The organism is Actinoplanes sp. TBRC 11911 (assembly GCF_012933445.1).
Lineage (GTDB): Bacteria > Actinomycetota > Actinomycetes > Mycobacteriales > Micromonosporaceae > Actinoplanes.
Map to the genome: position 1 here is coordinate 60921 of NZ_JABBNC010000004.1, position 24788 is coordinate 85708.

The window sequence follows — 24788 nt, forward strand, 5'->3', positions numbered from 1 at the left end:
CTCTAGGCGAGTGGGGGACGCAGATCCTCCGTGAACGGTGGCGAGACGATCGACAGGCCACCGTCGACGACGAGGGTCTGGCCGGTGATGTACTCCGCGCCCGGGGACAAAAGGAACGCGACCGTCGCGGCCACCTCGTCCACGGTTCCGGGCCGCCGCTTCGGGATCTTCGACAACACGGTCTCCATCGGCGCCATGCCCGGGATCTTGTTGTAGAAGTAGTCCAGCGAATCCGAGTCGATCAGGCCGCCGCTCACCCCGTTGACGTTGATGCCCAGCGGCGCGAACTCCACGGCCATATAGCGCACGTACGCCTCGAGGGCCGCCTTCGACGCGCCCAGCGCCGCGTAGGTCGGGTACGCCCGGTCGCTGCCGTAGCTGGACAGCGCCACCACCCGGCCGCCGTCGTCCATCAGCTTGACCGCGCGCTGCGTGCCCAGCACGAACGGGCGCACGTTCATCGCGTACGACCGGTCGAGGTGGTGCAGCTTGAGGTCGGCGACCGGCTTGAAGACGCTGGCCGCGGCGTTGGAGATGAAGAAATCCAATCTCCCGTACGCCTCCCCGGCCGCATCGAAGAGCCGGTCGATGTCCTCCGGGCTCTCCATGTCCGCTTGCACCGTGACGGCCTGCCCGCCGGCTGCCTCGACCAGCTTGCGGGTCTCCTCGGCGAGGTCGGCGTTCTTCTTGTAGTTGACCACGACGGAGTGGCCCAGGCCGCCCAGTAAGACCGCCAGTGTCCGGCCGATCCCTCGGGACGCGCCCGTGATCAACGCGACCTTCGCGCTCACGCGAGGACCTCCCGCGCAATCACGGTCTTCTGGATCTCGTTGGTGCCTTCCTCGAAGCGCTGCGCACGGGCGTCGCGGTAGACCCGCTCGATCGGGCTGGACTCCCAGTACCCGATGCCGCCGTGCACCTGCAGCGCCTTGTCGGTCACCCGGGTCAGCATGTCCACCGCGTTGAGCTTGGACATCGAGGAGAGCGTCGCGGCCCGCGGGTCGCCCGCCTCCCACTGCCGCGCCGCGTACAGCACGAGCTGGCGGGCGGCCTCGATGTCGGTGGCGTTCTCGGCGAGCTGGAACGCGATCGCCTGCCGGGCCGCCAGCGGCTTGCCGAACGTGACCCGCTTCTGGGCGTGCTCGACGGCGAGCTCCTGCGCCCGCCGCGCCAGCCCGACGCAGGTCATCGCCACCGAGATCCGGCTGGGGGTGAGGAAGCCGCCGAGCGCGACCTCCAGGCCCTGGCCGACCTCGCCGAGCCGGTTCGCCACCGGCACCGGGGCGCGGTCGAAGAACATGTGCGCGTGGTCGGTGCCGCGCACGCCCATGGTCTCGGCCATCTCCTCGACCCGGACGCCCGGCGTGTTCCGGTCGACCATCAGCGCGACCGTGCCGTCCTTGCCGGTGGTGCCGGCGAGGCGAGCGAACAGCAGCCAGTAGTCGCAGTTCACGCCGAAGGTGATCAGGTGCTTCTCGCCGGACAGGTAATAGGTGTCGCCCTCCTGCTCCACACTGCAGCGGAGGTCGGCGCCGGTGCCCGCGGTCGGCTCGGTGAGCGTGAACGCCACTGTCTTGTCCGCGGCGACCTGCGGCAGCACGAACTGCTTGCGCTGCTCGTCGGTCGCGAACTGGTCGATCGCCCGCCAGATGCCGTTGTGCACGTGCACGATCATGCGGATCGACGCGTGCGACATCGAGAACAGCTCCATCAGCTCGAGGTAGCGCGCGAACGGTATGCCCCGCCCGCCGTACTCCTCGGGGGCGGCGAGCCGAAGGTAGCCGCGGTCACGAAGCTCGGCCTTGAGACCGGACGGCACCTGATGGGTGCGCTCGATCTCCTCGGCATAAGCCTCGCCGGGTCCGCGGACCCACTCCTCGATCTCCGCCGAAAGCTGTTCCATCATCCGCGGTCCTCGCTCTCCATGGTCTGGACGATCTGCTGCCTCAGCACGAACTTCTGAATCTTGCCGACGGTGTTGCGGGGCAGGTCGTTCACGACTTCCAGCCGTTCCGGCCAGTACTGCTTGGCTACCTTTCGCTCATCGAGGAAGGCTTGCAAGCCAGCGAGATCAAGATCCCCGTTGAGGACGACAAAGGCGCAGGCGCGCTCGCCCAGACGCGGGTCCGGCATGGCCACGATGGCCACGTCGCGGACCGCCGGGTGGGTGTGCATGAGCTGCTCGATCTCGGCCACCGGGACCTTCTCGCCACCGCGGTTGACGACGTCCTTGACCCGGCCGTTGATGTGCACGTACCCGGCCTCGTCGATGACCGCGAGGTCGCCGGTGCGGAAGTAGCCGTCCGGGGTCAGCGCCTCGGCGGTCCACTCCGGGTGGTCCAGGTACCCGATGAACATGGTCGGGTTGTGGACCTCGTAGTTGCCCTCCTGGCCGGGCGCGAGCACGTTGCCGTCGTCGTCGGTGATGCGCAGCTTGATGCCGGCCAGCGCGCGGCCGTCGGTGCCCCACATCTTGGCCGGGTCGTCGCCCGGCGCGGATAGCGAACCCAGGCAGGACTCGGTGGAACCCCAGGCGCCGCAGACCGAGGCGCCGAGCGTGCGGGTGGCGCGCTCGGCCAGCCCGCGCGGGACGACGGTGCCGGTGGCTACGAAGATGCGCAGGGCGTCCGGCCGCTCGCCGGTCTCGTCCACCGCCTCCACCAGGTCGTTCAGGAACGGCGTGGCGGCCTGTACGAAGGTGCCACCGTGCCGGCGCAGGGCGGACAACGCTGTCCGGCCGTCCCAGACCGGCTGCACGATCGACGGCACGCCACGCACGATGGCGACCCACATCCCGTACAGGAATCCGGTCTGGTGGGCCAAGGGTGAGGGGATGAAGACCCGGTCGGACTCGGTGAGGCCGAGGTGGCGGATCTCCATGGCGGCGGCGCGGGTGAGCGCCTCCATCCGGTGCAGCACGCCCTTGGGCTCGCCCGAGGTGCCGGAGGTGAACAGCAGCTGGGCCGCGTCCTCGGTGCGGACGGCGGGCGTCTCGGTCAGCGGGTTACGCGCCTGCTCGGCGAAGTCGTGCCAGCGCACACCGCCGCCGGACGGCAGGCTGGACCCGCCGATGACGATGACGTGTTCGAGCGAGGTGCTCGTGTCGGAGAGCAGCGCCTGGATCTCGGCGGGGTAGTCGCGGCCCCGGAAACTCGTCGGTACCACCATGACGCGGGCCTTGGAGCGCTGCAGCATGAAGGCGACCTCGCGCTGCCGGAAGATCGGCATGAGCGGGGTGCTGACCGCGCCGATCCGGGCGATCGCCATCGCGAGGGCCACGAACTCGGCGCGGTTCGGGAGCTGGTAGGCAACCGGCTCCCCCGGTTGCACGCCCAGCTCCACCAGGTTGGCGGCGATGCGGTCGGCCTCGGCGTCGAGCTCACGCCAGTTCATGTGACGGTCCGTGCCGACCTCGATGACGGCCGGCTCGGTAGGCTTCTCGAGCGCCCACCGGCGTACGTAATCGGCGATGGGGGTCTGCGCGGCCTTGGCCGGCGTGATCGCCGGCGGGCCTTCGGCCTTGGCCTGCGGTTGGGTCCGCTTGCCGCCGGGTGCGGTGTGCATGAACAGGCCGACGCCGTTCATCTCGTCCAGGAAGCGGGGGTAGGAGATGCGGTACGCGTTCGGGTAGGTCAGGCGGGTTTCGCCCTCGGCCCGGGTGCCCGCCACGGCGAGGGCCATCAGGACCCGGTGGTCGTTGAAGCTGGACAGGTCGACCCCGGTCAGATCGCCGTCGATGCCGTGGATTTTGAGGTAGTCGTCGCGCTGCTCCAGGTTGGCGCCCATGCGGTTGAGTTGCAGCATGGCCGAGACCCGGTCGGATTCCTTGAGGCGTACGTGGGCGACGTTGCGCAAAGTTGTCGTGCCGTCGGCAAACGTGGACAGCACCGACAACACCGGCAGCATGTCGGGTACACGCCGGCAGTCGACGTCGGTGGGCTTGAGCCGGATGCCGTCGTGCTGGACCCGGACCAGGCCGGTGGCTTCGTCGCGGGTCATGGGCAGGCCCATGTCGCGGACGATGCCGACCAGGTCGGCTTCGGGGTGGTCGATCGAGTCGACGTCTTCGACGTAGGGCAGGCCGCCGAACAGTACGTTCGCGGGGTGTAGCGCGGAGACGGCGAGGCCGAACGCGGCGGCGCCGATGTCCGGCGGCAGGGTGACGTCGGCCGGGTGCGGGGTCTGGTTGCCTTCGATTTCGAAGCGGCGGTCCTTCTCGACTTCGGTGACGTGCAGGCCGAAGTCGGCCATCATCCGGATCGTCAGGTCGATGTAGGTGCGTTCGTTGAGGTCGCCGTCGATGATGACGGTGCTGTTGCCTTCGGCGAACGGGGCGATCAGCAGTAGTGCGGAGATCCACTGGGAGAGGGTGCCGGCGATGTGTACCTCGCCGCCGGTGGGCCGTTTCGGGGTGACCGAGATCGGTGGGCAGTCGTCGGGTGATTCCAACTTGACGCCCAGCCCCCGCAACGCGTTGAGCAGTGGCCCGATCGGGCGGCGCTGGAAGTATTTCTGCCCGACGACCGTCACCGGCTTCTCGGCCAGCGCCATCAGCCCGGTCATGAAGTACAGGGTGGTGCCGGAGCTGCCGACCGAGATTTCGTCGGCGTTCGGCTTATAGGTGCCGCCGTGCACGACGAAGTCGTCGCCGTCGACGTCGATGCGGACGCCGAGGTGGCGCAGCGTGGAGATGGTGTGCCGGACGTGGCCGGCGTCGGAGAGTCCGCGGATCCGGCTGGTGCCGGGTGCGAGGGATCCGAGTATGAGTGCGCGATGCGCGTGGTATTTCGAGTTAGGAATGATCAGCCGACCCTCGACCGGTCCAACCGCCTGCTTGATGAGCAGCCGCACAGCCGCATTCCTCCTTATGTAGCACCGCCTGAAGAGGCGGATACGGCCGCGACCGCCTTGGTGCGCGCGGTCCGGCCGTGCCCCGGGCGCCGTTCGTCCGACCGTCGTTGGTCATCGGGAGCGGCGCATGCCCCGTCTGCCTCCGGGACTACCGATGGCGAGACTGACTTGCCGCGGACGGAGGACCCGTTTTTCATGTACGGGTGGGAGGGCCCGCGGACGTGCCTCCGCGAAATCGGCTGAGCTGCCGTAATACCGGACGTTACCGATCATCGGCCGGGATGGAAGCGCCAGCACTCGTGACGTTGCTCTCCGACTCTGCCCAAAATCACACCGTGCCAGAGACCGCCATCACATCCACAAATGCGAACATTACCTGACGAACCCTCATCGCCGCCCACCTCCCCACTGCATTCCGTGCACGGTCCACTACACACCGTGTCCCCGGTTTGGCGCACCTCACACGCGCCGGGAGTTGCACCAGACGTGAGTAGTTGTTAAGTCGCACCCACGGTAAGCAGCCCCGTGGTTGCTTCGAGTAGCACCTCTCCACCCGCGCACACGGCCCCCACCGAGCCGCGCGCCCCCTCAGCCCCCGCCCCCACATGGACCACCGCCAATGCCCCCGTGGGGAGCGGGACGTCGTAGAGGTCGCCGCTCCCCACACCGTGGCTCGCCACTCGCGGGTGTGGGGAGTGCCGGCGGTGGGGCGGTCGCCGTTCCCCACACCGTGGCTCGGTGCTCGCGGGTGTGGGGAGTGCCGGCGGTGGGGCGGTCGCCGTTCCCCACACCGTGGCTCGGTGCTCGCGGGTGTGGGGAGTGCCGGCGGTGGGGCGGTCGCTGTTCCCCACGGCGTGGCTCGGCGCTTGGAGGTGTGGGGGGTGCGGGCGGTGGGGCGGTCATTGGTCCCCACGGCGTGGCTTGCGGCTTGCGGGTGTGGGGAGTGCGGGCGGTGGGGCGGTCGCTGTTCCCCACGGCTGAAGCGAGTGGCTCGGTGTGCGGGGCGCGCGGGCTGGTGCGGGTGGGTGGGTCGCGCAGTTGCCCACGGAATGTGGTTACCCGGGGGCGTCCACCACCCCGGCTTCACGCAGTGCAACTTGCAGACCCACGTGCAAGTTGCACCCAGTGAGCCCCAGCACCGCCGTCCCCCCACGCGAATCTTGATGAGTTTGGGTGGCGCAACTCGTCAAGATTCCGGGCGGGTGCCAGCCGCCGCGGTGCACGGCCGTCGCTCCGCGCGAATCTTGATGAGCTCGGGCAGTGACCGCAGCCGCAACTCGTCAAGATTCCGGGCGAGGGGGACACCGCCGCCCACGCCTGCCTGCGGCTGGCCGCGGTGTTCGGGCAGTTCCCCGACTGTTCGTGGGATGCACGCCCCGTTCACTGGACGCGCGCGCAGCGCCGCGTTCTCTCGCGCAACGAGTTGCATCGAGGGCGAGAGAGCCGCACCGTGGGTCCCCGGGGCTCGGCCCCGGGGCAGAAATGACGAGCGCCCCGGTCTGCGCATTCCGCAGACAGGGGCGCCCCAAGCTCGTGGGCGATACTGGGATCGAACCAGTGACCTCTCCGGTGTGAACGGAGCGCTCTCCCGCTGAGCTAATCGCCCGCCGCGGTGCGAAAATCCCGCGCCGCAACGGAGACTGACTGTACTAGACGGGCCATCGGGAGCGCGAACCTGGGGTCAGCGATTCGCCGCGGCGCAGTCAGGTCGCTCAGCGGCGGAGAGCCGGTCGCGGCGTGGGCTCAGCGGTTGCTGAGCCAGTCGCGGCCCTCGGCTATCAGGTCGACGCCGAAGCTCACGCGGACCGACGCCCACACGATCGCGCTGACGAAGGCGAGGCCGACCAGGCCCACCAGGAGGCGTACGGGAATGTTTTGCCGTGCGATCCAATGCGTCCAGCTCTGCACGTGCCGCTTGGTGAACTCGAGCAGGTTTTTCGCCCACGCGAACTCGAGCGCCCAGATCGCCAGGCCGAGAATGACGATCGCCCAGCCGGGGCCGGGGAACGGAATCAGCACGATGCCGATGGCCACGACCAGGCCACCGAGAGTGCCAATTCCGATCTTGAGGGCCAGCCGGCCTGTCGGAGTGGCGCGGATCTTGTCTAAAACACCCACGGCGGACCGATCTTCGTCCGGTTTCATCCCTATTTCATCCCCAAGTGTCCCGGCTCCCCGTCACTACCCGGGAGGAATGGACGTTACCGGAGTAAGTCAACTGCTGGACCACCCGACGCCGGGCGGAACCGAGTACATGGGCATAACAGGACAAGATATCGCTTTACGTCCTGTGCGAAGACGTTTTCGGAACCGTCTTCCCACTACTGGGTGAGATCAGCGTATGGCGGAGCGTAACGACAGGGATCACCTGAGTATGGGAAACGCGGGGTTCACCAGCCTCGCAGCGGTGCCGGGGGGAGTTCGTCCATGAGTACCATTCGTCCAACGACCGTCGAGGTCGAGACCTCGCTGCGGCTCGTAGCGCCTGACGCAACGGCCCTGCCCGTGCGCGCCAGTCTGCGGTACGACCCAGCGGACCCGTATGCGGTGCACGTGTTGTTTCACGCGGAATCAGCCGGTGGGGAAGCCGTGAGCTGGTCCTTCGCGCGGGAACTGCTCGTGACCGGGCTCGATGAGCCGGCGGGTATCGGCGACGTCAGGGTGTGGCCGTGGGCCACTCCCCGGGGGGATTTCGTCGCCCTCGCACTGTCGTCTCCGGACGGCAATGCGTTGTTCGAAGTGCCCCGCAGTGTCCTCGTCCGATTCCTCCGGCGCACCTATGTCGTGGTGCCGCGCGGCCGGGAATCCGAGCATTTGGACGTGGATGCGGCGGTAAACAGGTTGTTAGCCGGACGTTAGTCGAAACGGCCCGGAAAAGGGCGACCCGCGCGGACACTGCCGGTCCACGCGGGTCGCCCTTTTTTATCGCCCTAGAAAACGCAAATTAGGAACACTAGGGTAATAAACGGACATTCACGGTTATTTCTACGGTCTTCGGCATCGAATACTCCAGTCTGTGTTTTCCCAGGTGCGCGGGTGGGTCTTGGCCGGTTACGGTCGGCCAGATGCCTCTCGCACATACGTCACCGTTGCCACCGCCCGGCTGGGCGGGTGTGGGCACCTGCGCGCTCGACGTACTCGGTCGTCCGATTCCGTGGCGGCCGTCCTACCACGTGCTCATGCTGGCGACCGGCGGCCACGGCATGGTCGAGGTGGACTTCGTCCGGCACACGTGTCGTCCGGGCACGCTCCTCTGGGTCCGGCCCGGCCAGGAGCTGCGCGCGGGCGAGGACGGCCTGGCCGCTTCGGTGATCACCTTCGAGTCGAGGCTGGCGGAGGTCGTGGCGTACGAAAGCGTGGATCTGATGCCGCCGCCACTGCACCAGATCCCCGATCAATACCTTCCCGGTACGCCTGAGGACCGCGACCTGAAGGAGTTCGAGTCCACGAGCCGGGCCCGCTGGCAGCTCGAGGGCGAGGACGAGGACGCGGTGATCAGCGAGTTCGCGCAGCTCGCGGTCGACTGTGAGCGGCACGAAGCGGGCGCGCTCGCCGCCGAGCTGCTGCGCCACGAGCTGACCGTGCTGCTGCTGCGGATCGCCCTGCTGAGCCGGTCCGAGCCGGTCGGGGCGGAGAGCCGGACCTTCGCGCGCTTCATCCGCCTGCTGGAGACCGGGCATCCGAACAGCCGCCGGGTCGAGGACTACGCCGACGAGCTGACCTGCTCGGTCCGCACGCTGACCCGGGCCTGCCTGGCCGTCACCGGCCGTACCGCCAAACAGGTCGTCGACGACCGGGTCGCGCTGGAGGCACGCCGGCTGCTCGCCTGCACCTCGATGTCGGTCGCCGAGGTGGGCCGCAGTTTAGGGTTCCCGGAACCGACGAACTTCGGCCGGTTCTTCCATCGCGAGGTCGGCACCAGCCCCGGCCAGTTCCGGATGGACACGACGCCCGACGGCTCCGGACGCATCCCGGTTCAGCGACGTCCCCCTGACTGAGCGTAATTCCCATAATCCCCTGGGGTATGTGCGTCGCACATGCACGGAAGGGGCATTATTAGTGAGTGCAGATCTCCGCGCGCGGTGACTACGCGGTCCGGGCAGCCTTGAGCTTGGCGCAGGCCTACCCGTCCCTGATGTCCGCCCAGGCCATCGCCCAAGACCAGACAATGCCCCGGAAGTTCCTCGAGGCCGTGCTCGCCGACCTGCGCCGCGCCGGCGTGGTCCGGGCCCAGCGTGGCGCCGAGGGCGGCTACACACTGTCACAGTCCCCTCGCGACATCACCATCGGCCAGATCCTGCGCGCGGTCGACGGCCCGCTGGCCGGGGTGCGCGGTCTGCGTCCGGAGGAGACGAAGTACGAGGGCGCCGCGGAAAACCTGCCGAACCTCTGGGTCGCGGTGCGCGCCGCCGTCCGCGAGGTGGTCGACGAGGTCAACCTCGCCGACCTGATCAGCGGCCGGATGCCCGCTCACGTCCGCAAGCTGACCACCCGCCCGGATGCCTGGCAGCCGCGCTGAGGGTTTGTCAATTTCCGCGATCGGGAACGAACCCCCCAGACCGAACGAACCTGGGAGGGATTTCCGATGGGCCTCGTTTTCCGCAGCCGCAAGAAGTTCGGACCGCTGATCCTGAATTTCACGGAGAACGGCTTCTCGTCCTGGAGCCTCAAGATCGGCCGCTGGTCCTGGAACTCGCGGACCCGGGCACATCGCGTGGACCTGCCCGGCCCGCTGTCCTGGAAGCAGGACAAGGCTAGGAGATGACGACGTCGCCGCCGAGCCGGCCCTGGGTCGGGGTTCGGCTGACCGTGCCGGCGTCCACCAGCGAGTGCAGCACCCGGGTCGCGTCCGCGGCCCGATAGATGGTGTCGGTCAGGGCGAACGTCCGCAGCTCCGTCACGGTCGCCGAGCCGACCCGTTCGAGATGGGCCAGGAGCTCGCGTTTCAACGGGCCCGGGTGCGGCGTCAACGAGATGTCGATCAGGTGCCGGTCGGGATCGCCGGGGTCGCGGTAACGCACCCCGGCGAACTCGTCCACGGCCCACAACGCCTCCTTGAACGACTCCAGGCTCTTGCCCGACGTCGTCCCGAAGGCCAGCAACTGCCCCGGCTCGCCGTTGGTGGCCAGCTCCACCTCGGTGAACAGCGGCCAGGTGGCCCGATAGCCCGCGGCCGACGCGCCCGGGGCCAGCACCATCAGCACCTCGGCCGGCTTGCCCGCGGTCAGGGCCGCCACGGTGGCCGGCGCGGGCGGCGACGGCGCGCGGGACGCGTCGAGGAACCCGAGCAGCGGCACCCGGTTGGCCCCGGCCGCCTTCAGCGCGATGGCGAGCCGCTGGTCGGTGCCCCCGGAGATGGTGTGCACGGCCAGCCCGGGCGCGTCGCCGGCCTCGCTGCGCACGGCCGCGAGCAGCGGCACGACGGTGGACAGGTCGTCGCCCACCGCCACCATGGACAGCTCGCGGCCGCGTACGAGATCGGCCTGGTCGGTCAGCACCCGCAGGGCCGCCTCGGCCATGCCCGCCTCGTCGGCGTAGCCGTGGCAGTAGACCACCCGGCGGGCGCGGTGCAGCGCGGCCGGCACCCACGCCTCCAGGTGACGGACGAGCAGTTCGCGTTTGACGGCGTCGATGGACATATAGGTGTTCTACAGTGTCCGGCTTGCGCGGGGGGCACAGACTGTTCGCATGTCCGAACTTGTACCTAGGGTATTCATGCGAGCACTATGAGACACGTGGGCCCTCCCCAGCTTGCCGAACTCACCGCGCGTGCGCAGAGTCTCACCTCCGCGGGCGACCTCGCGGGCGCCCGGCAGATGCTGGAAAATGTGCTCGACCCGGTGGCCGCCGAGGATCCGCGACGGGCCGACCCCGACATGGCGCTGGCCGCCGCCCTGCACGCCCGCATCCTGATCGCGCTCGGTGATCCGCACGGCGCCCGGGTGTGGGCCGCCTTCGCGCACAGCGCCGAGGAGCGGCTGCACGGCCCGCACGACGAACGCACCGTCGCCGCGGCCGCGACCCACGCCGCCGTGCTGCAGCGGGTCGGGAACCACGGCCGGGCCGCGCAGGTCTACCGCCGGCTGGTGGGCGACCTGTCCGAGATCGACGGAGCCGACTCGGCCCGGGTGCTGGCCGCCGAGGCCGACCTGGCCACCGCCGAGCACTCGGCCGGTCACTGCACGGCCGCCCGCAGCCGGCTGGTCGACGCCTGGCGCCGCCATCACCGCACGTACGGCGACGCCGCCCCGGCCGGCATCAAGATGCTGGCCCGCCTCGGCGCGATGGAACGCGAGTGCGGCCGCGACGACGAGTCCCGGCACCACCTGCGGCAGGCCCAGGCGATGTGCGCGCGCTATCTGCCCGGCGATCACCCGCTGGTCCGGCAGGTGTCCGCCGTCGCCGCCGGCTCGGCCTCCGGCAAGCACCGGTGCGGCCGGGTCGAGCAGTCGGCCGGCCCGCGGGACGCGCCCGGTGTGCAGACCGCGCCGTTCCCGCGCCGGCCCACCGTGTCGCCGCCGCCGCTCGACGTCGCCGAACCAGCGTTCCGGCCGCCGCCCGAGATTCGCGGCACCGAAGCGAACGCCGCCGGCTATCAGCCGCCGGTCTATCTGTCCGACGTGCACCGGCCGCCGGGCGAGCTGACCGGCCGGCACGCCCGCGCCGGCACGCTGCCGCCGGCGCTGGACAGCCCGATGCCGCCGGCGCCCGCGGCTGCGCTCGCGCTGCCGCCCACTTCGGAGCGAGTGCGCCCGGCGATCGACGACGAGCCCGAGCCGCCCCGCCGGCGTCAGCCGTTCCTGCTGGCGGCCGTGGTGGTCGCCGCGGTGGCCGCGGCCGTCGCGGTGGTGGTGCTGACGCTGCCCGATCGGAACAACGGCTCGGTCAGTCCCACCCCGAGCGCCACCGCGGGCATCGCGACCAGCCAGCAGGCCACCGCGCCCAGCGCGACGGCCACCACGGCGCCGCCCGGCGATCCGGGGGCGCCGCGGGACGTGCGATTGCAGGACAACGGGGACAGCGTCTCGCTGCGGTGGGCCTATCCGGACGATGCCGAACGCCCGGTCCTGGTGTCCGGCGGGCGGACAGGGCAGAAGCCCCGGGTGTTCCAGCAACTGCCGGCCGGGGCTTCCGAGTATGTCGTCTACGGGCTCAGCGACACCCAGAACTACTGTTTCACGGTCGCGGTGGCGTACTCCAACAAGAACATCGCTACGTCCTCGCAGGTCTGCACCGATCGGTGACCGTCAGGCGGCCCGGGCCGCCCGCGCCGGTGCGCCGACCTCGTGCAGGTGCCGCAGCGCCTGCCGGTACGACTCGATCAACCCGGTCTGCTCGTACGGCACCCCGATCTCCGCGCAGTACTCCTGCACGATCGGCTGCACCTTGCGCAGGTTCGCGGTCGGCATGCCGGGGAACAGGTGGTGCTCGATCTGGTAGTTGAGGCCGCCGAGCGCGACGTCGACGAACCATCCACCGCGTACGTTGCGCGAGGTCAGCACCTGCTTGCGCAGGAAGTCCTCGGCGCCGGTCGGGTGCGGCATGCCCTTGTGGTTGGGCGCGAAGGTCATGCCCAGATACACACCGAACAGGGCCTGGTGCACCACGAAGAAGGCGACCGCCTGCAGCGGCGACAGCACCAGGAACAACGCGGACAGATAGGCGACCGCGTGGATCACCAGCAGCGCGGCCTCCAGACCGGGGCGCTTGACCGTACCGGCACGCAGCGCCTTGATGCTGGATATCTTCAGGTCGAGGCCGAGCAGGGTGAGCAGCGGGAAGAAGAGCCCGGCCTGATGCCTGGTGACGAAGGCCTTCAGACCCCGCCGGCCCAGCGCCGACTCGGTTGCCCAGATCAGCACCTCGGGCGCCACGTCCGGATCGAGGTCGTCGTGGTTGGGGTTGTTGTGGTGGCGGGTGTGCTTGTCCATCCACCAGCCGAAGCTCATCCCGACGCCGATGTTGCCGGCCATCCGGCCGAAGATGTCACTGGGCCGCTTCGTGCGGAAGACCTGCCGATGCCCGAGGTCGTGCCCGACGAGCCCGACCTGGGCGAAGGCCGCCGCGAGGAAGACCGCCACCAGCAGGTTCCACCAGGACGATCCGATGAGGAAGAAGGCCACCCAGCCGCCGGCCAGCATCGCGCTCACCAGGCTCAGCCGCAAGGCGTAGTAGGCCGGTCGGCGCTCCATCAGGCCCTGCGCGTTCACCCGCCGGTTCAGTTCGGCGAAATCACTTCCGGTGTTCGCGCGTGGTCTTACTGTCGTCGCGGTCATGAACCGAGTATTCGGGCCCGCAACGGCCGAGGCAGGAGTGTGAGACCCCAACCGTCTTGGGGTGCCAGCACCCTTGCGCCGTAGTGGGGGCGGGCGCGGGATGATGGTTCGCATGATGCTGCGGCACCGGCTGCTCACCGGTCTGAGCGCGACCGCGGACGGCTTGTTCGCGACCGTCCTCGCGGTGCTCAACGTGCCGGTGCTGGTGTTGTGGGTGGCCTCGCTGGTGCTCAGCCCGGTGCCGCTGCTCGGCGCGGAGCTGCTCGGCGTGAGCACGACAGTGGTCCGGTGGCGTACCGACCTCGAGCGTCACCTCGGCCGGCGGGCGGGCGTACGGCTGGGTCGTCCTTATCATCCGCAACCGGACGACGCGGAGATCGGCAGCCGCCGGTGGCTGCGCTGGATCATCACCGACCCGGCCACCTGGCGCGACGTGGCCTGGCTGCTCCCGGGCGCGCTGGTCGGGGTGATCCTCGGCCTGGTCACCGTGGCGATTCCCGCGTACGGCCTGGTGGGCACGGTGCTGCTGCCGTTGTGGCTGTTCCTGGGCGACGTCTGGTTCGGGTACGCGCTGTTCTGGCCCACCACCAATTTCGCCGAGGCGTGGCTGGCCCTTCCGGTCGGCCTGGCGATCCTGGCCGGGGGACTGGCCGTGGCGCCGCTGCTGCGAGCGACCGACGTGCGGTTCGCCCGGCTGTTGCTCGCGCCCACCCGGGCCGCCGAACTGCGGCTGCGGGTCGCGCACCTGACCACCACCCGGGCCGACGCCATGGACGCGCAGGCCGCCGAGCTGCGCCGCATCGAGCGCGACCTGCACGACGGCGCGCAGGCCCGGATGGTGTCGGTGGGCATGACCATCGGGCTCGCCGAGCGACTGGTCCACCGCGACCCCTCGGCCGCCCTGAAACTGCTCGCCGAGGCGCGCGCGGCCAGCACCGCCGCGCTGGTCGACCTGCGGCACCTGGTCCGCGGCATCCACCCGCCGGTGCTGGCCGAACGCGGGCTGGAGGGGGCCGTGCGCGCCCTCGCGCTGAGCCTGCCGGTCCGCACCGAGGTGACCTCCGACCTGCCCGGCCGGCTCGACACCCCGGTCGAGTCAGCGGTCTACTTCGCGGTCGCCGAGGCGCTCGCTAACATGGCGCGGCACAGCCGTGCCCGGTTCGCCTGGGTGACCATGCGTCACCTGGACGGGCTGCTCAGTCTCGAGGTCGGCGACGACGGCGGCGGCGGTGCCGACGCGACGCGGGGGACGGGGCTCAGCGGCATCGTGCGAAGGTTGGACGCATTCGATGGGACGATGACGGTGTCGTCCCCCAGCGGGGGCCCGACGGTCGTGACCATGGAGGTGCCTTGCGCGTTGTCATCGCGGAGGACCTGACGCTCCTCCGAGACGGACTCACCCGGCTCCTCGAGGCGTTCGACTTCGAGGTGGTCGAGGCGGTCGACAACGGTCCGGCGCTGCTGCCGGCGCTGCTCGGGCACTGTCCGGACGTGTCCATCGTCGATGTCCGGCTGCCACCGACCAACACCGACGAGGGTCTCAAGGCGGCCATCGCGGCGCGCGAGGCGATCCCCGGACTCCCGGTCCTGGTGCTTTCCCAGCACGTCGAGCCCCTGTACGCGCGGGAGCTGCTCACCGACAGCAACGGGGGAGTCGGCTACCTGTTGAAGGAGCGCGTCTCCGACGTCGATCAGTTCGTGCAGGCGGTCCATCAGGTGGCGGCCGGCGGCACCGCGTTCGACCCGGAGGTGGTCGCGCAACTGCTGGCCCGCCGTAAGCCGCTCGCCGGCCTGACCCCGCGGGAACTCGACGTGCTCCGGCACATCGCCGAGGGCCGCTCCAACGCGGCCATCGCCACCCGCCTCTATATCACCGAGAAAGTGGTCAGCAAGTACATCAACAACATCTTCGCCAAGCTCGGGATGCCGCCGTCCGAGGACGACAACCGGCGCGTGCTGGCGGTCCGGATGTTCCTCGACGCCTGATCCCCCGGTCAGGCCACCTCGGGGGCGCCGTCCAGGTCCTGCAGCTGGCGCGCCACGTGGCTGCCCAGCGCCGTCCGGTAACCGCGGGCCAGCTCCTCCAGCCCGTCGATCTCGTTCAGCAGGGCGGTGCGGCGCTGCGCCAGCCCGTCCATCGCCTCGGCGTGACCGCGGCGGGCACCGGACTCGATGGCCCCCGCCTCGGCCCGCGCGTCCACGGTGATCCGCTCGGCCTCGGTCTGCGCGTTGGCCATCACGTCGTCCGACTCCTCGCGCGCGTCGCGCATGTGGTCGTCGGCGGTGCGCTGCGCCATCATCAGCACCCGCACCGAACGGTCGCCGTCGGCGGCCGGAGCGGGGCCGGCGGCCTGCGCCTCGTCGCGGGCGCGCTCCAGCCGGGCCTGCATGTCGCGGGCGTCCTGCTCGGCCCGCCGGCGGCCCTCCTGCAGGTTTTTCAAGCGCTCGACCAGGTCGGCGAACTCGCGCTGCTGATCCTGTAACGGTGACGGGCCGGCCGGCCCGGCCGGGCCGTCACCGATGCGGCTGCGGAGGTCGTCGTTCTCCTCGATCAGCCGGATCAGTTCCTGGCCGGCCTCGTCGAGCAGCGCGTCGACCGACTCCTCGTCATAGCCACGCTTGCCCACCGGGGGCTTCTTGAACGCCATGTTGTGGATGTCTGCCGGAGTGAGCGGCATCCGGTACCTCTATTCTCGCGTGGAGCTCATGCCGTCGGACGGGGACTTCTCGGTGCGGGCACCACGTCGTTTGTTCCACCAGGACACCACCTGGTTGACGACCAGGATCAGCAGCACCGCGGCGACCACACCCTCCCACGGCTCGGGGAAGATCGAGCCGCCGGCCACCCCGATCCCGGCGTAGACGCCGGACCACAGGGCGCAGGCCGGGACGTTGGCGACCACAAAGGTACGCCAGGACAGGCCGACGAACGCCGCCGCCAGCAGCACCGGGACCCGGCCACCCGGGATCAGGCGGGACACCAGCAGCACCGGCACCTGGCTCTTGTTCAGACGGTCCTTCACCGTGGCCAGGTGCTCCTCGTCGCGCAGCCAGCGTAGCCGCCGGGCGAGCTGCTCGCCGCCGAGCCGGCACATCCCGTACATGACGAGATCGCCCACGTACGCCCCGGCGGCGCCGAACGCGATCACAAAGACGATCGTCACCGGGTGGTGCTCGTGGAACGCCAGCGCCGCCGCACCGCTGACCGCCGCACCGGTCGGCACGATGGGCACGATGGCGCCAAAAGCGACAACAAGGAACAACCAGGCCAGCGCACCGAGGGTGGCGGTCACGCGGGTTTCCCGATCGTCAGCGTCTCGCCGTGGGCGAGCACGCGCACCTGAGTGTCCGGTGCGGACCGCTCGGCCAGCTCGGCGAACCGGCGGCCGGGCTCGCTGAACATGTGGGTCCGGATCCGGTGCATGCCGATCGGCCAGAACGTGCCGTAATGCACCGGCACCGCCCAGGACGCCTTCGCCCGGCGGACCGCCTCGGCGGCGGCCGCCGCGTCCAGGTGACCGTGCGCGCCCAGCGTCGGCCCCCAGCCGCCGACCGGGATCAGCGCCAGGTCGATCGGGGCGAGGTCGGTCATCTCGTTGAACAGGCCGGTGTCGCCCGCATACCAGGTGCGGGCCGCGCCCTCCACGACGAAGCCGATGGCCAGAGCCCGCTCGCGCGACCAGGGGCCGCGGCCGCCGTCGTGCGCGGCCGGGACCGCACGCACCTTGACCGAACCGATCATCACGTCGTCGCCCGGGGCGAGCTCGACGCAGCGGTCGGCCACCTCCCGGCCCATCGACCGGGCCAGGAAGCTCGCGGCGCCGCGCGGCACCACCAGCCGCGGCGTGCCCGGCACCGTCCGCAGCGAGCCCACGTGGAAGTGGTCGGCGTGCAGATGGGACAGCAGGATCGCGTCCGGCTCACCGGGCAGCGCCGGGTCGGGGCCGGCCATCCGGCGCAGATGGGCGATCCGGCCCACCAGGATCGGGTCGGTGAGCAGCGTCGTGCCCGAATCGGCCAGCCACATCGTGCTGTGGCCCCACCAGGTTATCGACGTCGTGCTCACGACTTCACGGTACAGATCCTTTTCAGCGCGCGTCCGCACAGGCGGGCGTACGACTGCTGGAACATCACCGCGAGGGGTCCGGCGGCCCGCATCACCGGCCGGGCCGGGCGGCTGTAGGCGAGGACCGTGAACCACACCCGGCCGCCGGCGTCGCGGATCACCCGGAACGCCTCCTCACCGGCGGCGGGGTGACCGGGCAGCGTCCCGTACCCGAAGCCGTCGCCGTCCGCCCAGACGATCTCACAGGGCGCTTTCAGCGGTCCGAGGCCGATCGTGAGCCGCACACCCGACTCGGCCCGCGGCGCCGACGTTGTGATCTTGGCGGGTTTCAGCGCCCGGTGCATCGCGAAGGTGACGATCGCGTCGCCGGCCCGCCGGTACAGCTCGTCGCCGTTGCCCAGCAGCATTCGATACCGGACATAGCGGTACCCGGGCGGAAGCTCGCCTGTCCGGGTCGCGCCGATCGGGGCATAGGTCACATCGCTCACCCGGTCAGTGTTCCCGAGTCGCCCTCGCGGCATGCCTCCGGCAGACTATGCGCGTGGCCGGACCCCGCAGTGCCGTCGTGGTGAATCCCGTCAAAGTCCCCGATATGGAATTTCTCCGCAGCGTCATCGGTGAGGGACTCGCGATGGCCGGGTGGCCGGCGCCGGTCTGGCATGAGACCACCGTCGCCGACCCCGGGCGAGGCCAGGCCGAGCAGGCCGTACGCGACGGGGCCGAACTGATCTTCGTCTGCGGCGGCGACGGCACCGTGATGTCGGTGGTCACCGCCGTGGCCGGCTCGGACGTGGCGCTGGCGGTGCTCCCGGCCGGCACCGGCAACCTGCTCGCCGCGAACCTGGGCCTGGGCGACGACCCGGCCACCGGGGTGGTGGTGGCGCTCGAGGGCGGCCGTAAGCGCATCGACGTCGGGGTGACCGGCGACCGCTGCTTCGCGGTGATGGCCGGCATCGGCTTCGACGCCCGGATGCTGGAGGGCACCTCGGAGCGGGCGAAGAAGCATCTCGGCTGGCTGGCGTACGTCGGCGGCGGCCTCAAACACCTGCGGGACCGCCCGATGCGCGCGCGGATCGTGCTGGACGGCGGCGCGCCGAAGCCGCGTCGCGCGCGCACGGTCATCGTCGGCAACGTGGGCCGCCTGCAGGGTGGTCTGCGGCTGCTCAGCAGGGCCGACCCGGCCGACGGCAAGCTCGACGTGGCCATCCTGAGCCCGAACAACCTGGCGCACTGGGTCCGGCTGGCCTGGGCGGTGATGAGCCGCCGGGAACGGATCCCGCTGATGGAGACGTTCACCGCCGAGCGTGTGGAGATCTACACCCGCAGGACGCAGCCGCGCCAGCTCGACGGTGACCTCATCGAACCGGGCCGGGCTTTGCGGATCCACGTGAAGCCGCAGGCCTTGCTGCTCTGCGTGCCCCGCCCGGACGGCGACCCCGATCTGGCGTACGACGCGGGGGCGGCAGCCGAGGCGGCCAAGGGCTTACGTGTGCGAACGGACCCCGCGGGGTAAATCGGGGGATACCCGCCCCCGAAGGAGCCCGACGTGCCCAACGAGCCCGACGACGTGGTCGTGCCCGACCCCAAGGGCGTAGCCAGGCCAGACGACCGCAGCGTGGCCAAGCCCGACGACGGCAGCGTGGTCGAACGCGCGGGCTGGGGGCCCGTGCGGCACTTCGCCGAGCGCAGCGTGCTCGGGCTGCTCGCGATCGTCGTGGCCGGGCTGTGCTTCGGCACGCTGCTGCTGCTCGTGCGCGACCGCTGGGAGCCGCTGCAACACCTCGACCAGTCCATCGACGACCGGCTGAACGGGCTGATCGCGCCACACCCGGCCGTGGTCAAGGTGCTCAGCACGATCAGTTCGGCCGGCGGCCGCAGCGTGCTGATCCCGCTGGTCGTCATCGTGATCGTGATGCTGCTGATCCGCCGTCGGCCGCGGCTGGCTCTGTATCTCGCGGTCACCGGTGTCGGCGCGATGCTGCTCGACCCGTCGCTGAAGACCCTGGTCGGCCGGGTGCGGCCGGTGGTGGCCGACCCGATCGCGCGCGGCGCCGGCAACAGCTTTCCGAGCGGGCACACTCTCGGCACCACCATCGTCTACGGGATGCTCGCCCTGGTTTTCCTTTCGCTGGCACACGGACAGTGGCGTGGCTGGGTGATCGGGGCCGCGACGACGATCGTGGTCGCGGTCGGGCTCAGCCGGATCGGGCTGGGCGTGCACTTCCTCTCCGACGTGCTGGCCGGCTGGTTCCTCGGCCTGGCCTGGATCGGCGTCACCGCGTATGCCTTCCGGGTGTGGCGCCGCGAGGCCGGACACCCCACCCCGCCGCTGACCGAGGGTCTGGAACCGGAGGCCGCCCCCGACCTGGACCCGGCACCTGCCGAGCGGGCGATGCTGCCGCACCCGTGGGCGAAGGGCGCCGAGATCCTGGTGGGCTGGGTGCTCACCTTCGGCCTGCTGTACGTCCTCGGATACGTCGTGACCAACTGGCTGCCGGGCTCGTTCGACGACGCCGTACCGCGCTGGCTGCAGACGCTCCGCACGCCGGCGCTCGACCACGCGAGCCGGTGGTGGAGCAAGGCCGGCGACACCCACGCGGTCCTGGCCGTCTCGCTCGTGTTCTGCCCGATCGCGCTGGCCCTGTGGCGGCGGTGGCGGCCGGTGCTGTTCCTCGTGCTGGCCATGGTCGGCGAACTCACTCTCTTCCTGACCAGCGCCGCGGCCACCGACCGCCCGCGCCCGCCGGTCGAGCAGCTGGACGGGGTGTTGCCGACCTCGTCGTTCCCGAGTGGCCACGTCGCCGCCACCGCCTGCCTGTGGGCCGCGATCGCGATCGTGTCGATGGCCCGGATCCGGCAGTGGTGGCGCTGGCTGTTCCTGGTGGCGGCGATCGTGATGCCGGCCGGGGTGGCGGCGTCCCGGATGTATCGCGGCATGCACCATCCGACCGACGTGCTCGGCGGGCTTCTGCTCGCCGCGGCGTGGCTGGCCGTGCTTTGGTGGGTGGTGCGGCCGAACGAGTCGGCGGTGTCAGTCTCCGAGGCGGCCCGGGAGATTCAGCATGACGATGCGGATCATGACGTGGAACGTCAAGACCGGCGGGTACGACTGGCACGGCGATCGCCTCACGGCGATCGCGGCGGTGATCGCCCGAGAGCGCCCCGACCTGCTCGCACTCCAGGAGCTTCGTAACTTCGGCCGGCACGGTGGCCGCCGGATGACCGCGCTGGCCGACGCCGTCGGCATGACCCCGCGCCTGGCCCGCTCGCCGCTCGGGCAGCCGGTGGCGATGCTCGTCCGGCCGCCGCTGGAGATCGTGCGCAGCGCGTCGTTCGGCTGGCGGCTGCACCACGCGGCCGCGGCCGTCACCGTCCGCACCCGCGTCGGCCTGCTCACGATGGTGAGCGCCCACCTCAACCCGTTCTCGCCGCCGCGCCGCCGCCGCGAGGCGATCTGGCTGGCCCACCGATTCAACCCGGGCAAGGGCGCGGTGCTCATCGCCGGCGACCTCAACGGGCTGGACCCGGGCACCGATCACACGGCGATGCTGGCCGGCCTGCCCGGCACGCACCGGCGGCGGCACGCGGGCGCGGACGGCGTGGTCGACACCCGCGCGGTCGCCGCGTTCAGCGAGGCCGGCCTCGTCGACCTGTGGCGGGCGGCCGGCCGCGGCGAGCCACTCACCGTGCCGACCACACGCGGCGGTGGCAAGGAATTCTCCCGGATGCGGCTCGATTACGTCTTCGCCGCGCCACAGCTCGCGTCTCTGGCGACCGACGTCCATGTCGTGCGAGGCGACGAGACCGAATACGCCTCGGACCATTACCCCCTGCGCGCCGATCTGGCGATCTGAATCGTTCATGCGGTCAAGCTTGGTGCCTTCCCCGGGAGCAGATGCAACCGTTACCTCTCAGTGCGCCTTAGCGCGCACGTGTTGGTAGTCCTGCCTTGCGGCGGGACGGTCCCGGTCTGACCCGCCGACGCGGTGCCGGGTTCACGCTTCGCGGCCACCTGCCCGCCGAGGCGGGTCTTACAGTCGGCTCCACGTGCTGCTACCGGGCCACTCCCGGCCGTGTTGAACTCGGCCGCGAGCGCGGCCAGGTTGAGTGCGGCGTTGCGGTCGCGGTCGCAGACCAGCCCGCACGCCTCACATACGTAGGTCCGCTCGTGCAGGGCGAGTTTGGTTTTCACCGCGCCGCAGCCCGAGCAGGTTTTCGAGGACGGATACCAGCGATCAGCCACCAGCAGCCGGCCACCATTCCATCCGGTCTTGTAGGCGAGCTGGCGGCGAATCACCGCAAACGCCGCGTCAGCGATGTGCCGGGCCAGTCGGCGGTTGGCGAGCATCCCGGTGACGTTGAGGTCTTCGACCACGACTGTGCCGTACTCGCGGGCGAGTCGGGTGGTGAGCTTGTGCAGGCCGTCCCGGCGCAGGTTCGCCACCCGGGCGTGAGCGCGGCTGAGCCGGGCCGCCGCCCGTTGCCACCGTTTCGACGGACGTCGGCAAATGCGCCGGTCGGGGCCGCACTTACGCGACAGGGCGCGTCCGAGCGAGCGCATCCGCTGCTGTGCGGTCACCAGGTGGCGGGGGTTGGCGATCAGGTCGCCGGTGGACAGCACCGCGAGATACTTGATCCCGAGGTCCACACCCACCACGGCCTGGGGCCGGCCCGGGACGCGTTCGGCGCGCTCGATCTCGACGGTGAACGACACATGCCAGCGCCCGCCGTCACGACGCACCGTCGCGGACATGATCCGCGCGGTGCCGTTCTCGATACGCCGGGCGAGTTTGCGGGCGGACTCGTGCAGCTTCAACGAGCCCAGCCGGGGCAGCACGATATGCATCCGGTCGGGCTCGACGCGGATCGGTCCAGTGGTGAACCGTATCGATGGTGTGGTGCGGCGGCGGGACTTGAACCTGGGGAATCCGACACGGCGACCCGACCTTTTGCCGGTACGGGAGTCGGCCCAGTTCCTCAACCCGCGAGCGAGGGCGTCCAGACCGGTGTTGAACGCCTCCTTGGACATCTCGGCCCACCACGGCGCCACATCGGCCTTGACAGCGTTCCATGCCTTGCGCAGACCCGCGAGCGACCAGGGCATCGACGGCGTCAGCTGCTCGTCCGGCACTCCGTAGGAGCGTTCCGCCGCCCGTTGACCCATGACCGCCTCGACCCGGGCGAGTGCCCAGTTGTGCGCGAACCTGGCCGCCCCGGCGTGGGCGTACATGTCACGCTCTTGGCCTGGTGTGAGGTCTAGCGCGAACCGGTATGCCTGGATCGTCTTCAAACCGGATCCTTTGGTTGCCGCGTCCTCCGCACGGCGTAACCCCGAGTACATCACCGCCTGCCCGGCCGGCCCAGCCGTGGCCCCGGACACCGGTTCACCAGCCATAGTCAACCTACCCAGCCGCTCTCCGGGAACAGGCAGCATTCCGGACTCGTCGCGCCGCCGCTCGCTGGCGTACGAGACATCGGTGAATGTCGCCCATCCCTCCAGGTTCACGACGCCGACCCTAGACGACTAGTAGGCACTAGTCTAGTGGTCATCAATTTCGGCAGCTGTTACCCCGCGCGCACCATCCAATGACGACCGTGGATCATTGCGCGGTCGAAATCGATGAGCGGGGAGGCTCGAGGTGGCGAACGGGGTGCGGATCCCGGCGGCGTATGTGTCGACCGGATGGGGGACGCCTACGGTGTGTGTGCGGCACGGGTTACCGGCGGCCGGGCACAAGCCCGCGCGGTTCATCTCGCGGGTGCCCGGATGGGCGTACCCGCTGGTGCTGGCCGGGGGTGTGGTCTTTCTGATCGTGGTGCGCGCGGTGCAGAAGGAGGTCCGGGCCGCTCGGTGGCCGTTCTGCCCGCGCTGCTCGCGTGACCGGATGAGCCGCATGGTGATCGGGATCGTGCTGGCGGTCGCCGGAGTCGCCGGGATCCCGATCGCACTGTCCGCATCGGACGGCAGCGTCGCGGACGGCACCGCCGGTCCGGGTGTCTCGCTGCTGTTGCTGATCGTGCTGATCATGGTCGGCTACATCGTGGCGGTGCGGGCGACGTGGTCGTCGGTGGCCGGCGGCATCACGATCAGCAAGGGGCAGGAGGTCGATTTCCCGCGCGCCCACGAGGCGTTCGTGGCCGAGGCGGTGGCCGCGCGGGAGTCGGCCGCGCGGTATTACGCCGCCCAGCAGCAGGCCTACGCCGACGTGCCACCCCAGGCGTACGCCGGTGTGCCGCCGCAGGCCTACGCCGGCCTGCCGCCGCAGGCCTGACACCACCTACTGCTCGTGCGTGACCTCGATGATCCGGCGTGACCACGTACGGGCGCGAATCGTGATCGTCACGCCCTCGGTCACGCCGGCGAGCAGCTTGTCCGGCAGGCCCCACGCGGTCGTCCGGTCGGTCCGGCCGTCGTCGATCGCCACGTAGTAGAGCCACGGTGGGCCGGGCTCGGTGTCGTCCGGGTGCGTGTTGCGACGCCAGGCCTCGACCCACTGGACCTGGCCGCTGACCGTCTCCGGCGCGGAGATGTCCAGCAGCGCGCGAACAGCGATGCGCAACCCGAAGAGCGCGACCACGAAGCCGGCCAGGCACAGCGCGTCGAAGAAGTAAGTTACGCCGATGCTGAACGCGTCGGCGTCCGGCGCGAGGTCGAAGACCCGGGTCAGGAACACGCCGGCGCCGCCGCCGAGGCCGATCATCAGCGCGGCCATCCACAACAGACGCACACCGCTGATCCCGTACGGGAATTTGTCCGGTGGATAACTGACGTGGATCCGGTGCCAGTACCCGCCGTAGGACGACCACAGCGTCCGGCGGTCGGCCTGACTGAACGGGAGCGCGGCGCTCAGTTCCGGCGTCTTTCCCAGCGCCGTGGCGTACGCGGGACTGGGGTCAGTGACGGAAAGCCAGCGGGAGGCGGCGGCGAGACCGGCGGGGGTGTCCCGTTCGCCCTCGCGGCGCTCGCCCACGACCAGCGCGAAGCCGAAGGCCAGCACGAACCCGCCCGCCGCGGCGCCGAGCGAATACCCGAGCAGCGTCACGGCGAACAGCAGCGCGGCGATCGCGGCGGAGCCTCGCATCAACCGGCGTTCCCGCTTTCCGTAGCGCGGTTGCGAAAGGCCGGCCGCGCGCGCCTCGAAGGTGATCTCGTCGCGGAATCGCTTCCACCAGGCCGCCGAATCGTCGCTGCCGCGGAACCGCAGGGCTTCCAAGGGCGCGCTCCCGGCCGCGGGCTGCTGCACCGCCGCGAGCCGGTCGAGCACCATCTGCTCGTACGGCCGGAGGCCGAGGTCGACGCCGGTGCGCAGCGGGTGCGCGGTGCCGTCGTGAATGACCGCGTACTCCTTGGCGGTCAGGTCGACGAGTGTGGCCGCGGCCGCGTCGGAGGTGACGGTCCAGCCGTTCACCAGCAGGTTCACGACCGCCGGTGTCTCCGGGCCGGACAGTGTCGGTTCCGGGTACGGCTGCGGCTGGTTGGTGCGGGTGGCGCGGTTGATCGAGGTGGCCACCCAGGCGAAGCCGGCGGCCGCGAGCACGCCGGCGATCAGAACAATGATGATCAAGGCCTAAAGATAGATCCGGTCGATGTTGCG

General features: G+C 70.4%; 23 protein-coding genes and 1 tRNA gene. 11 read left to right on the forward strand and 13 right to left on the reverse strand.

What is annotated here, in order from left to right; translation table 11 throughout:
- Positions 1 to 2: 2 nt before the first annotated feature.
- The 5 genes from HH310_RS08025 to HH310_RS08045 all read right to left on the reverse strand — a co-directional run bounded on the left by HH310_RS08025 (position 3) and on the right by HH310_RS08045 (position 6996).
- Positions 3 to 791, reverse strand: a complete 789-nt coding sequence (locus tag HH310_RS08025) for an SDR family oxidoreductase (RefSeq protein WP_169174797.1) — start codon at positions 789 to 791, stop codon at positions 3 to 5.
- Entirely contained in the window at positions 788 to 1906 is a 1119-nt protein-coding gene (locus HH310_RS08030; RefSeq protein ID WP_169174798.1) for an acyl-CoA dehydrogenase family protein, read from the reverse strand. Before HH310_RS08030 ends, HH310_RS08025 begins: the two co-directional genes overlap by 4 nt.
- On the reverse strand, positions 1903 to 4851 hold the full coding sequence (gene aroA, locus HH310_RS08035; protein ID WP_169174799.1) for a 3-phosphoshikimate 1-carboxyvinyltransferase: 2949 nt from the start codon (positions 4849 to 4851) through the stop codon (positions 1903 to 1905). Before aroA ends, HH310_RS08030 begins: the two co-directional genes overlap by 4 nt.
- Before the next feature lie 1534 nt (positions 4852 to 6385).
- A tRNA-Val gene (locus HH310_RS08040) sits at positions 6386 to 6457 on the reverse strand.
- 137 nt (positions 6458 to 6594) lie between these two features.
- The gene (locus tag HH310_RS08045) at positions 6595 to 6996 is read right to left on the reverse strand and encodes a TIGR02611 family protein (RefSeq protein WP_169174800.1); all 402 of its coding nucleotides are present in this window, start codon (positions 6994 to 6996) and stop codon (positions 6595 to 6597) included.
- A gap of 282 nt (positions 6997 to 7278) precedes the next feature.
- Here HH310_RS08045 and HH310_RS08050 point away from each other — a divergent pair, with 282 nt between their 5' ends.
- The 4 genes from HH310_RS08050 to HH310_RS08065 all read left to right on the forward strand — a co-directional run bounded on the left by HH310_RS08050 (position 7279) and on the right by HH310_RS08065 (position 9616).
- Positions 7279 to 7710 (forward strand): SsgA family sporulation/cell division regulator, encoded by a 432-nt coding sequence (locus tag HH310_RS08050; RefSeq protein WP_020514863.1) that lies wholly within the window; start codon positions 7279 to 7281, stop codon positions 7708 to 7710.
- A gap of 206 nt (positions 7711 to 7916) precedes the next feature.
- Complete coding sequence (locus HH310_RS08055; protein WP_169174801.1) at positions 7917 to 8849, forward strand: AraC family transcriptional regulator; 933 nt, start codon at positions 7917 to 7919, stop codon at positions 8847 to 8849.
- 65 nt (positions 8850 to 8914) lie between these two features.
- Entirely contained in the window at positions 8915 to 9370 is a 456-nt protein-coding gene (locus HH310_RS08060; protein ID WP_169174802.1) for an Rrf2 family transcriptional regulator, read from the forward strand.
- A 66-nt stretch (positions 9371 to 9436) separates the two neighbouring features.
- A complete protein-coding gene (locus tag HH310_RS08065) occupies positions 9437 to 9616 on the forward strand; it encodes a DUF4236 domain-containing protein (protein WP_169174803.1) in 180 nt (59 codons plus the stop codon).
- On the opposite strand, the gene HH310_RS08070 is transcribed toward HH310_RS08065, so the two are convergent.
- Positions 9606 to 10490 (reverse strand): hypothetical protein, encoded by an 885-nt coding sequence (locus tag HH310_RS08070; RefSeq protein WP_169174804.1) that lies wholly within the window; start codon positions 10488 to 10490, stop codon positions 9606 to 9608. The genes HH310_RS08065 and HH310_RS08070 overlap by 11 nt on opposite strands.
- A gap of 87 nt (positions 10491 to 10577) precedes the next feature.
- Here HH310_RS08070 and HH310_RS08075 point away from each other — a divergent pair, with 87 nt between their 5' ends.
- Positions 10578 to 12095 carry a tetratricopeptide repeat protein gene (locus HH310_RS08075; RefSeq protein WP_169174805.1) on the forward strand — a complete coding sequence of 506 codons (1518 nt, stop codon included), beginning with the start codon at positions 10578 to 10580 and terminating at the stop codon, positions 12093 to 12095.
- Positions 12096 to 12098: 3 nt separating this feature from the next.
- Here HH310_RS08075 and HH310_RS08080 read toward each other — a convergent pair whose 3' ends face one another.
- A complete protein-coding gene (locus HH310_RS08080; RefSeq protein ID WP_169174806.1) occupies positions 12099 to 13127 on the reverse strand; it encodes an acyl-CoA desaturase in 1029 nt (342 codons plus the stop codon).
- Between the two features lie 112 nt (positions 13128 to 13239).
- On the opposite strand from HH310_RS08080, the gene HH310_RS08085 reads away from it, so the two are divergent.
- Together HH310_RS08085 and HH310_RS08090 are read left to right on the forward strand one after the other, a co-directional pair.
- Positions 13240 to 14505 (forward strand): sensor domain-containing protein, encoded by a 1266-nt coding sequence (locus HH310_RS08085; protein ID WP_312033905.1) that lies wholly within the window; start codon positions 13240 to 13242, stop codon positions 14503 to 14505.
- The gene (locus tag HH310_RS08090; protein WP_169174807.1) at positions 14478 to 15113 is read left to right on the forward strand and encodes a response regulator transcription factor; all 636 of its coding nucleotides are present in this window, start codon (positions 14478 to 14480) and stop codon (positions 15111 to 15113) included. The genes HH310_RS08085 and HH310_RS08090 overlap by 28 nt, the downstream gene beginning before the upstream one ends.
- 8 nt (positions 15114 to 15121) lie before the next feature.
- On the opposite strand, the gene HH310_RS08095 is transcribed toward HH310_RS08090, so the two are convergent.
- Genes HH310_RS08095 through HH310_RS08110 form a run of 4 tightly spaced genes read right to left on the reverse strand, consistent with a single transcriptional unit; the run spans position 15122 to position 17681 of the window.
- Positions 15122 to 15805, reverse strand: a complete 684-nt coding sequence (locus HH310_RS08095; protein ID WP_169174808.1) for a DivIVA domain-containing protein — start codon at positions 15803 to 15805, stop codon at positions 15122 to 15124.
- Between the two features lie 9 nt (positions 15806 to 15814).
- On the reverse strand, positions 15815 to 16420 hold the full coding sequence (locus tag HH310_RS08100; RefSeq protein WP_169174809.1) for a VTT domain-containing protein: 606 nt from the start codon (positions 16418 to 16420) through the stop codon (positions 15815 to 15817).
- Positions 16417 to 17193: an MBL fold metallo-hydrolase gene (locus HH310_RS08105; protein ID WP_169174810.1), complete on the reverse strand. Its 777-nt coding sequence runs from the start codon at positions 17191 to 17193 to the stop codon at positions 16417 to 16419. The genes HH310_RS08100 and HH310_RS08105 overlap by 4 nt, the downstream gene beginning before the upstream one ends.
- Positions 17190 to 17681 carry a DUF1990 family protein gene (locus tag HH310_RS08110; RefSeq protein ID WP_169174811.1) on the reverse strand — a complete coding sequence of 164 codons (492 nt, stop codon included), beginning with the start codon at positions 17679 to 17681 and terminating at the stop codon, positions 17190 to 17192. Before HH310_RS08110 ends, HH310_RS08105 begins: the two co-directional genes overlap by 4 nt.
- A 104-nt stretch (positions 17682 to 17785) precedes the next feature.
- Here HH310_RS08110 and HH310_RS08115 point away from each other — a divergent pair, with 104 nt between their 5' ends.
- The 3 genes from HH310_RS08115 to HH310_RS08125 all read left to right on the forward strand — a co-directional run bounded on the left by HH310_RS08115 (position 17786) and on the right by HH310_RS08125 (position 21047).
- Positions 17786 to 18706: a diacylglycerol kinase family protein gene (locus tag HH310_RS08115; protein ID WP_248293802.1), complete on the forward strand. Its 921-nt coding sequence runs from the start codon at positions 17786 to 17788 to the stop codon at positions 18704 to 18706.
- A 102-nt stretch (positions 18707 to 18808) separates the two neighbouring features.
- Entirely contained in the window at positions 18809 to 20386 is a 1578-nt protein-coding gene (locus HH310_RS08120; protein WP_169175075.1) for a phosphatase PAP2 family protein, read from the forward strand.
- Positions 20271 to 21047, forward strand: coding sequence for an endonuclease/exonuclease/phosphatase family protein (locus tag HH310_RS08125; RefSeq protein ID WP_169174813.1), 777 nt, complete (start codon positions 20271 to 20273; stop codon positions 21045 to 21047). Before HH310_RS08120 ends, HH310_RS08125 begins: the two co-directional genes overlap by 116 nt.
- A gap of 50 nt (positions 21048 to 21097) precedes the next feature.
- Here the strand turns inward: HH310_RS08125 and tnpB are convergent, their stop codons facing one another.
- The gene (tnpB, locus tag HH310_RS08130) at positions 21098 to 22699 is read right to left on the reverse strand and encodes an IS607 family element RNA-guided endonuclease TnpB (RefSeq protein WP_312033906.1); all 1602 of its coding nucleotides are present in this window, start codon (positions 22697 to 22699) and stop codon (positions 21098 to 21100) included.
- Between the two features lie 133 nt (positions 22700 to 22832).
- Here tnpB and HH310_RS08135 point away from each other — a divergent pair, with 133 nt between their 5' ends.
- Positions 22833 to 23465: a hypothetical protein gene (locus HH310_RS08135; protein ID WP_169174814.1), complete on the forward strand. Its 633-nt coding sequence runs from the start codon at positions 22833 to 22835 to the stop codon at positions 23463 to 23465.
- A 6-nt stretch (positions 23466 to 23471) separates the two neighbouring features.
- On the opposite strand, the gene HH310_RS08140 is transcribed toward HH310_RS08135, so the two are convergent.
- Complete coding sequence (locus tag HH310_RS08140; protein WP_169174815.1) at positions 23472 to 24758, reverse strand: DUF2207 family protein; 1287 nt, start codon at positions 24756 to 24758, stop codon at positions 23472 to 23474.
- Positions 24759 to 24788 lie beyond the last annotated feature (30 nt).

Excerpts from the sequence above, each read along its gene's own strand:
- HH310_RS08080 (WP_169174806.1), bottom strand. The coding sequence starts at position 13,127 with ATGACCGCGACGACAGTAAGACCACGCGCGAACACCGGAAGTGATTTC.
- HH310_RS08070 (WP_169174804.1), bottom strand. The coding sequence starts at position 10,490 with ATGTCCATCGACGCCGTCAAACGCGAACTGCTCGTCCGTCACCTGGAG.
- HH310_RS08030 (WP_169174798.1), bottom strand. The coding sequence starts at position 1,906 with ATGATGGAACAGCTTTCGGCGGAGATCGAGGAGTGGGTCCGCGGACCC.
- HH310_RS08115 (WP_248293802.1), top strand. The coding sequence starts at position 17,786 with ATGGAATTTCTCCGCAGCGTCATCGGTGAGGGACTCGCGATGGCCGGG.
- HH310_RS08055 (WP_169174801.1), top strand. The coding sequence starts at position 7,917 with ATGCCTCTCGCACATACGTCACCGTTGCCACCGCCCGGCTGGGCGGGT.
- HH310_RS08050 (WP_020514863.1), top strand. The coding sequence starts at position 7,279 with ATGAGTACCATTCGTCCAACGACCGTCGAGGTCGAGACCTCGCTGCGG.
- HH310_RS08065 (WP_169174803.1), top strand. The coding sequence starts at position 9,437 with ATGGGCCTCGTTTTCCGCAGCCGCAAGAAGTTCGGACCGCTGATCCTG.
- HH310_RS08045 (WP_169174800.1), bottom strand. The coding sequence starts at position 6,996 with ATGAAACCGGACGAAGATCGGTCCGCCGTGGGTGTTTTAGACAAGATC.
- HH310_RS08095 (WP_169174808.1), bottom strand. The coding sequence starts at position 15,805 with ATGCCGCTCACTCCGGCAGACATCCACAACATGGCGTTCAAGAAGCCC.
- HH310_RS08085 (WP_312033905.1), top strand. The coding sequence starts at position 13,240 with ATGATGCTGCGGCACCGGCTGCTCACCGGTCTGAGCGCGACCGCGGAC.
- HH310_RS08075 (WP_169174805.1), top strand. The coding sequence starts at position 10,578 with ATGAGACACGTGGGCCCTCCCCAGCTTGCCGAACTCACCGCGCGTGCG.
- HH310_RS08125 (WP_169174813.1), top strand. The coding sequence starts at position 20,271 with ATGACGTGGAACGTCAAGACCGGCGGGTACGACTGGCACGGCGATCGC.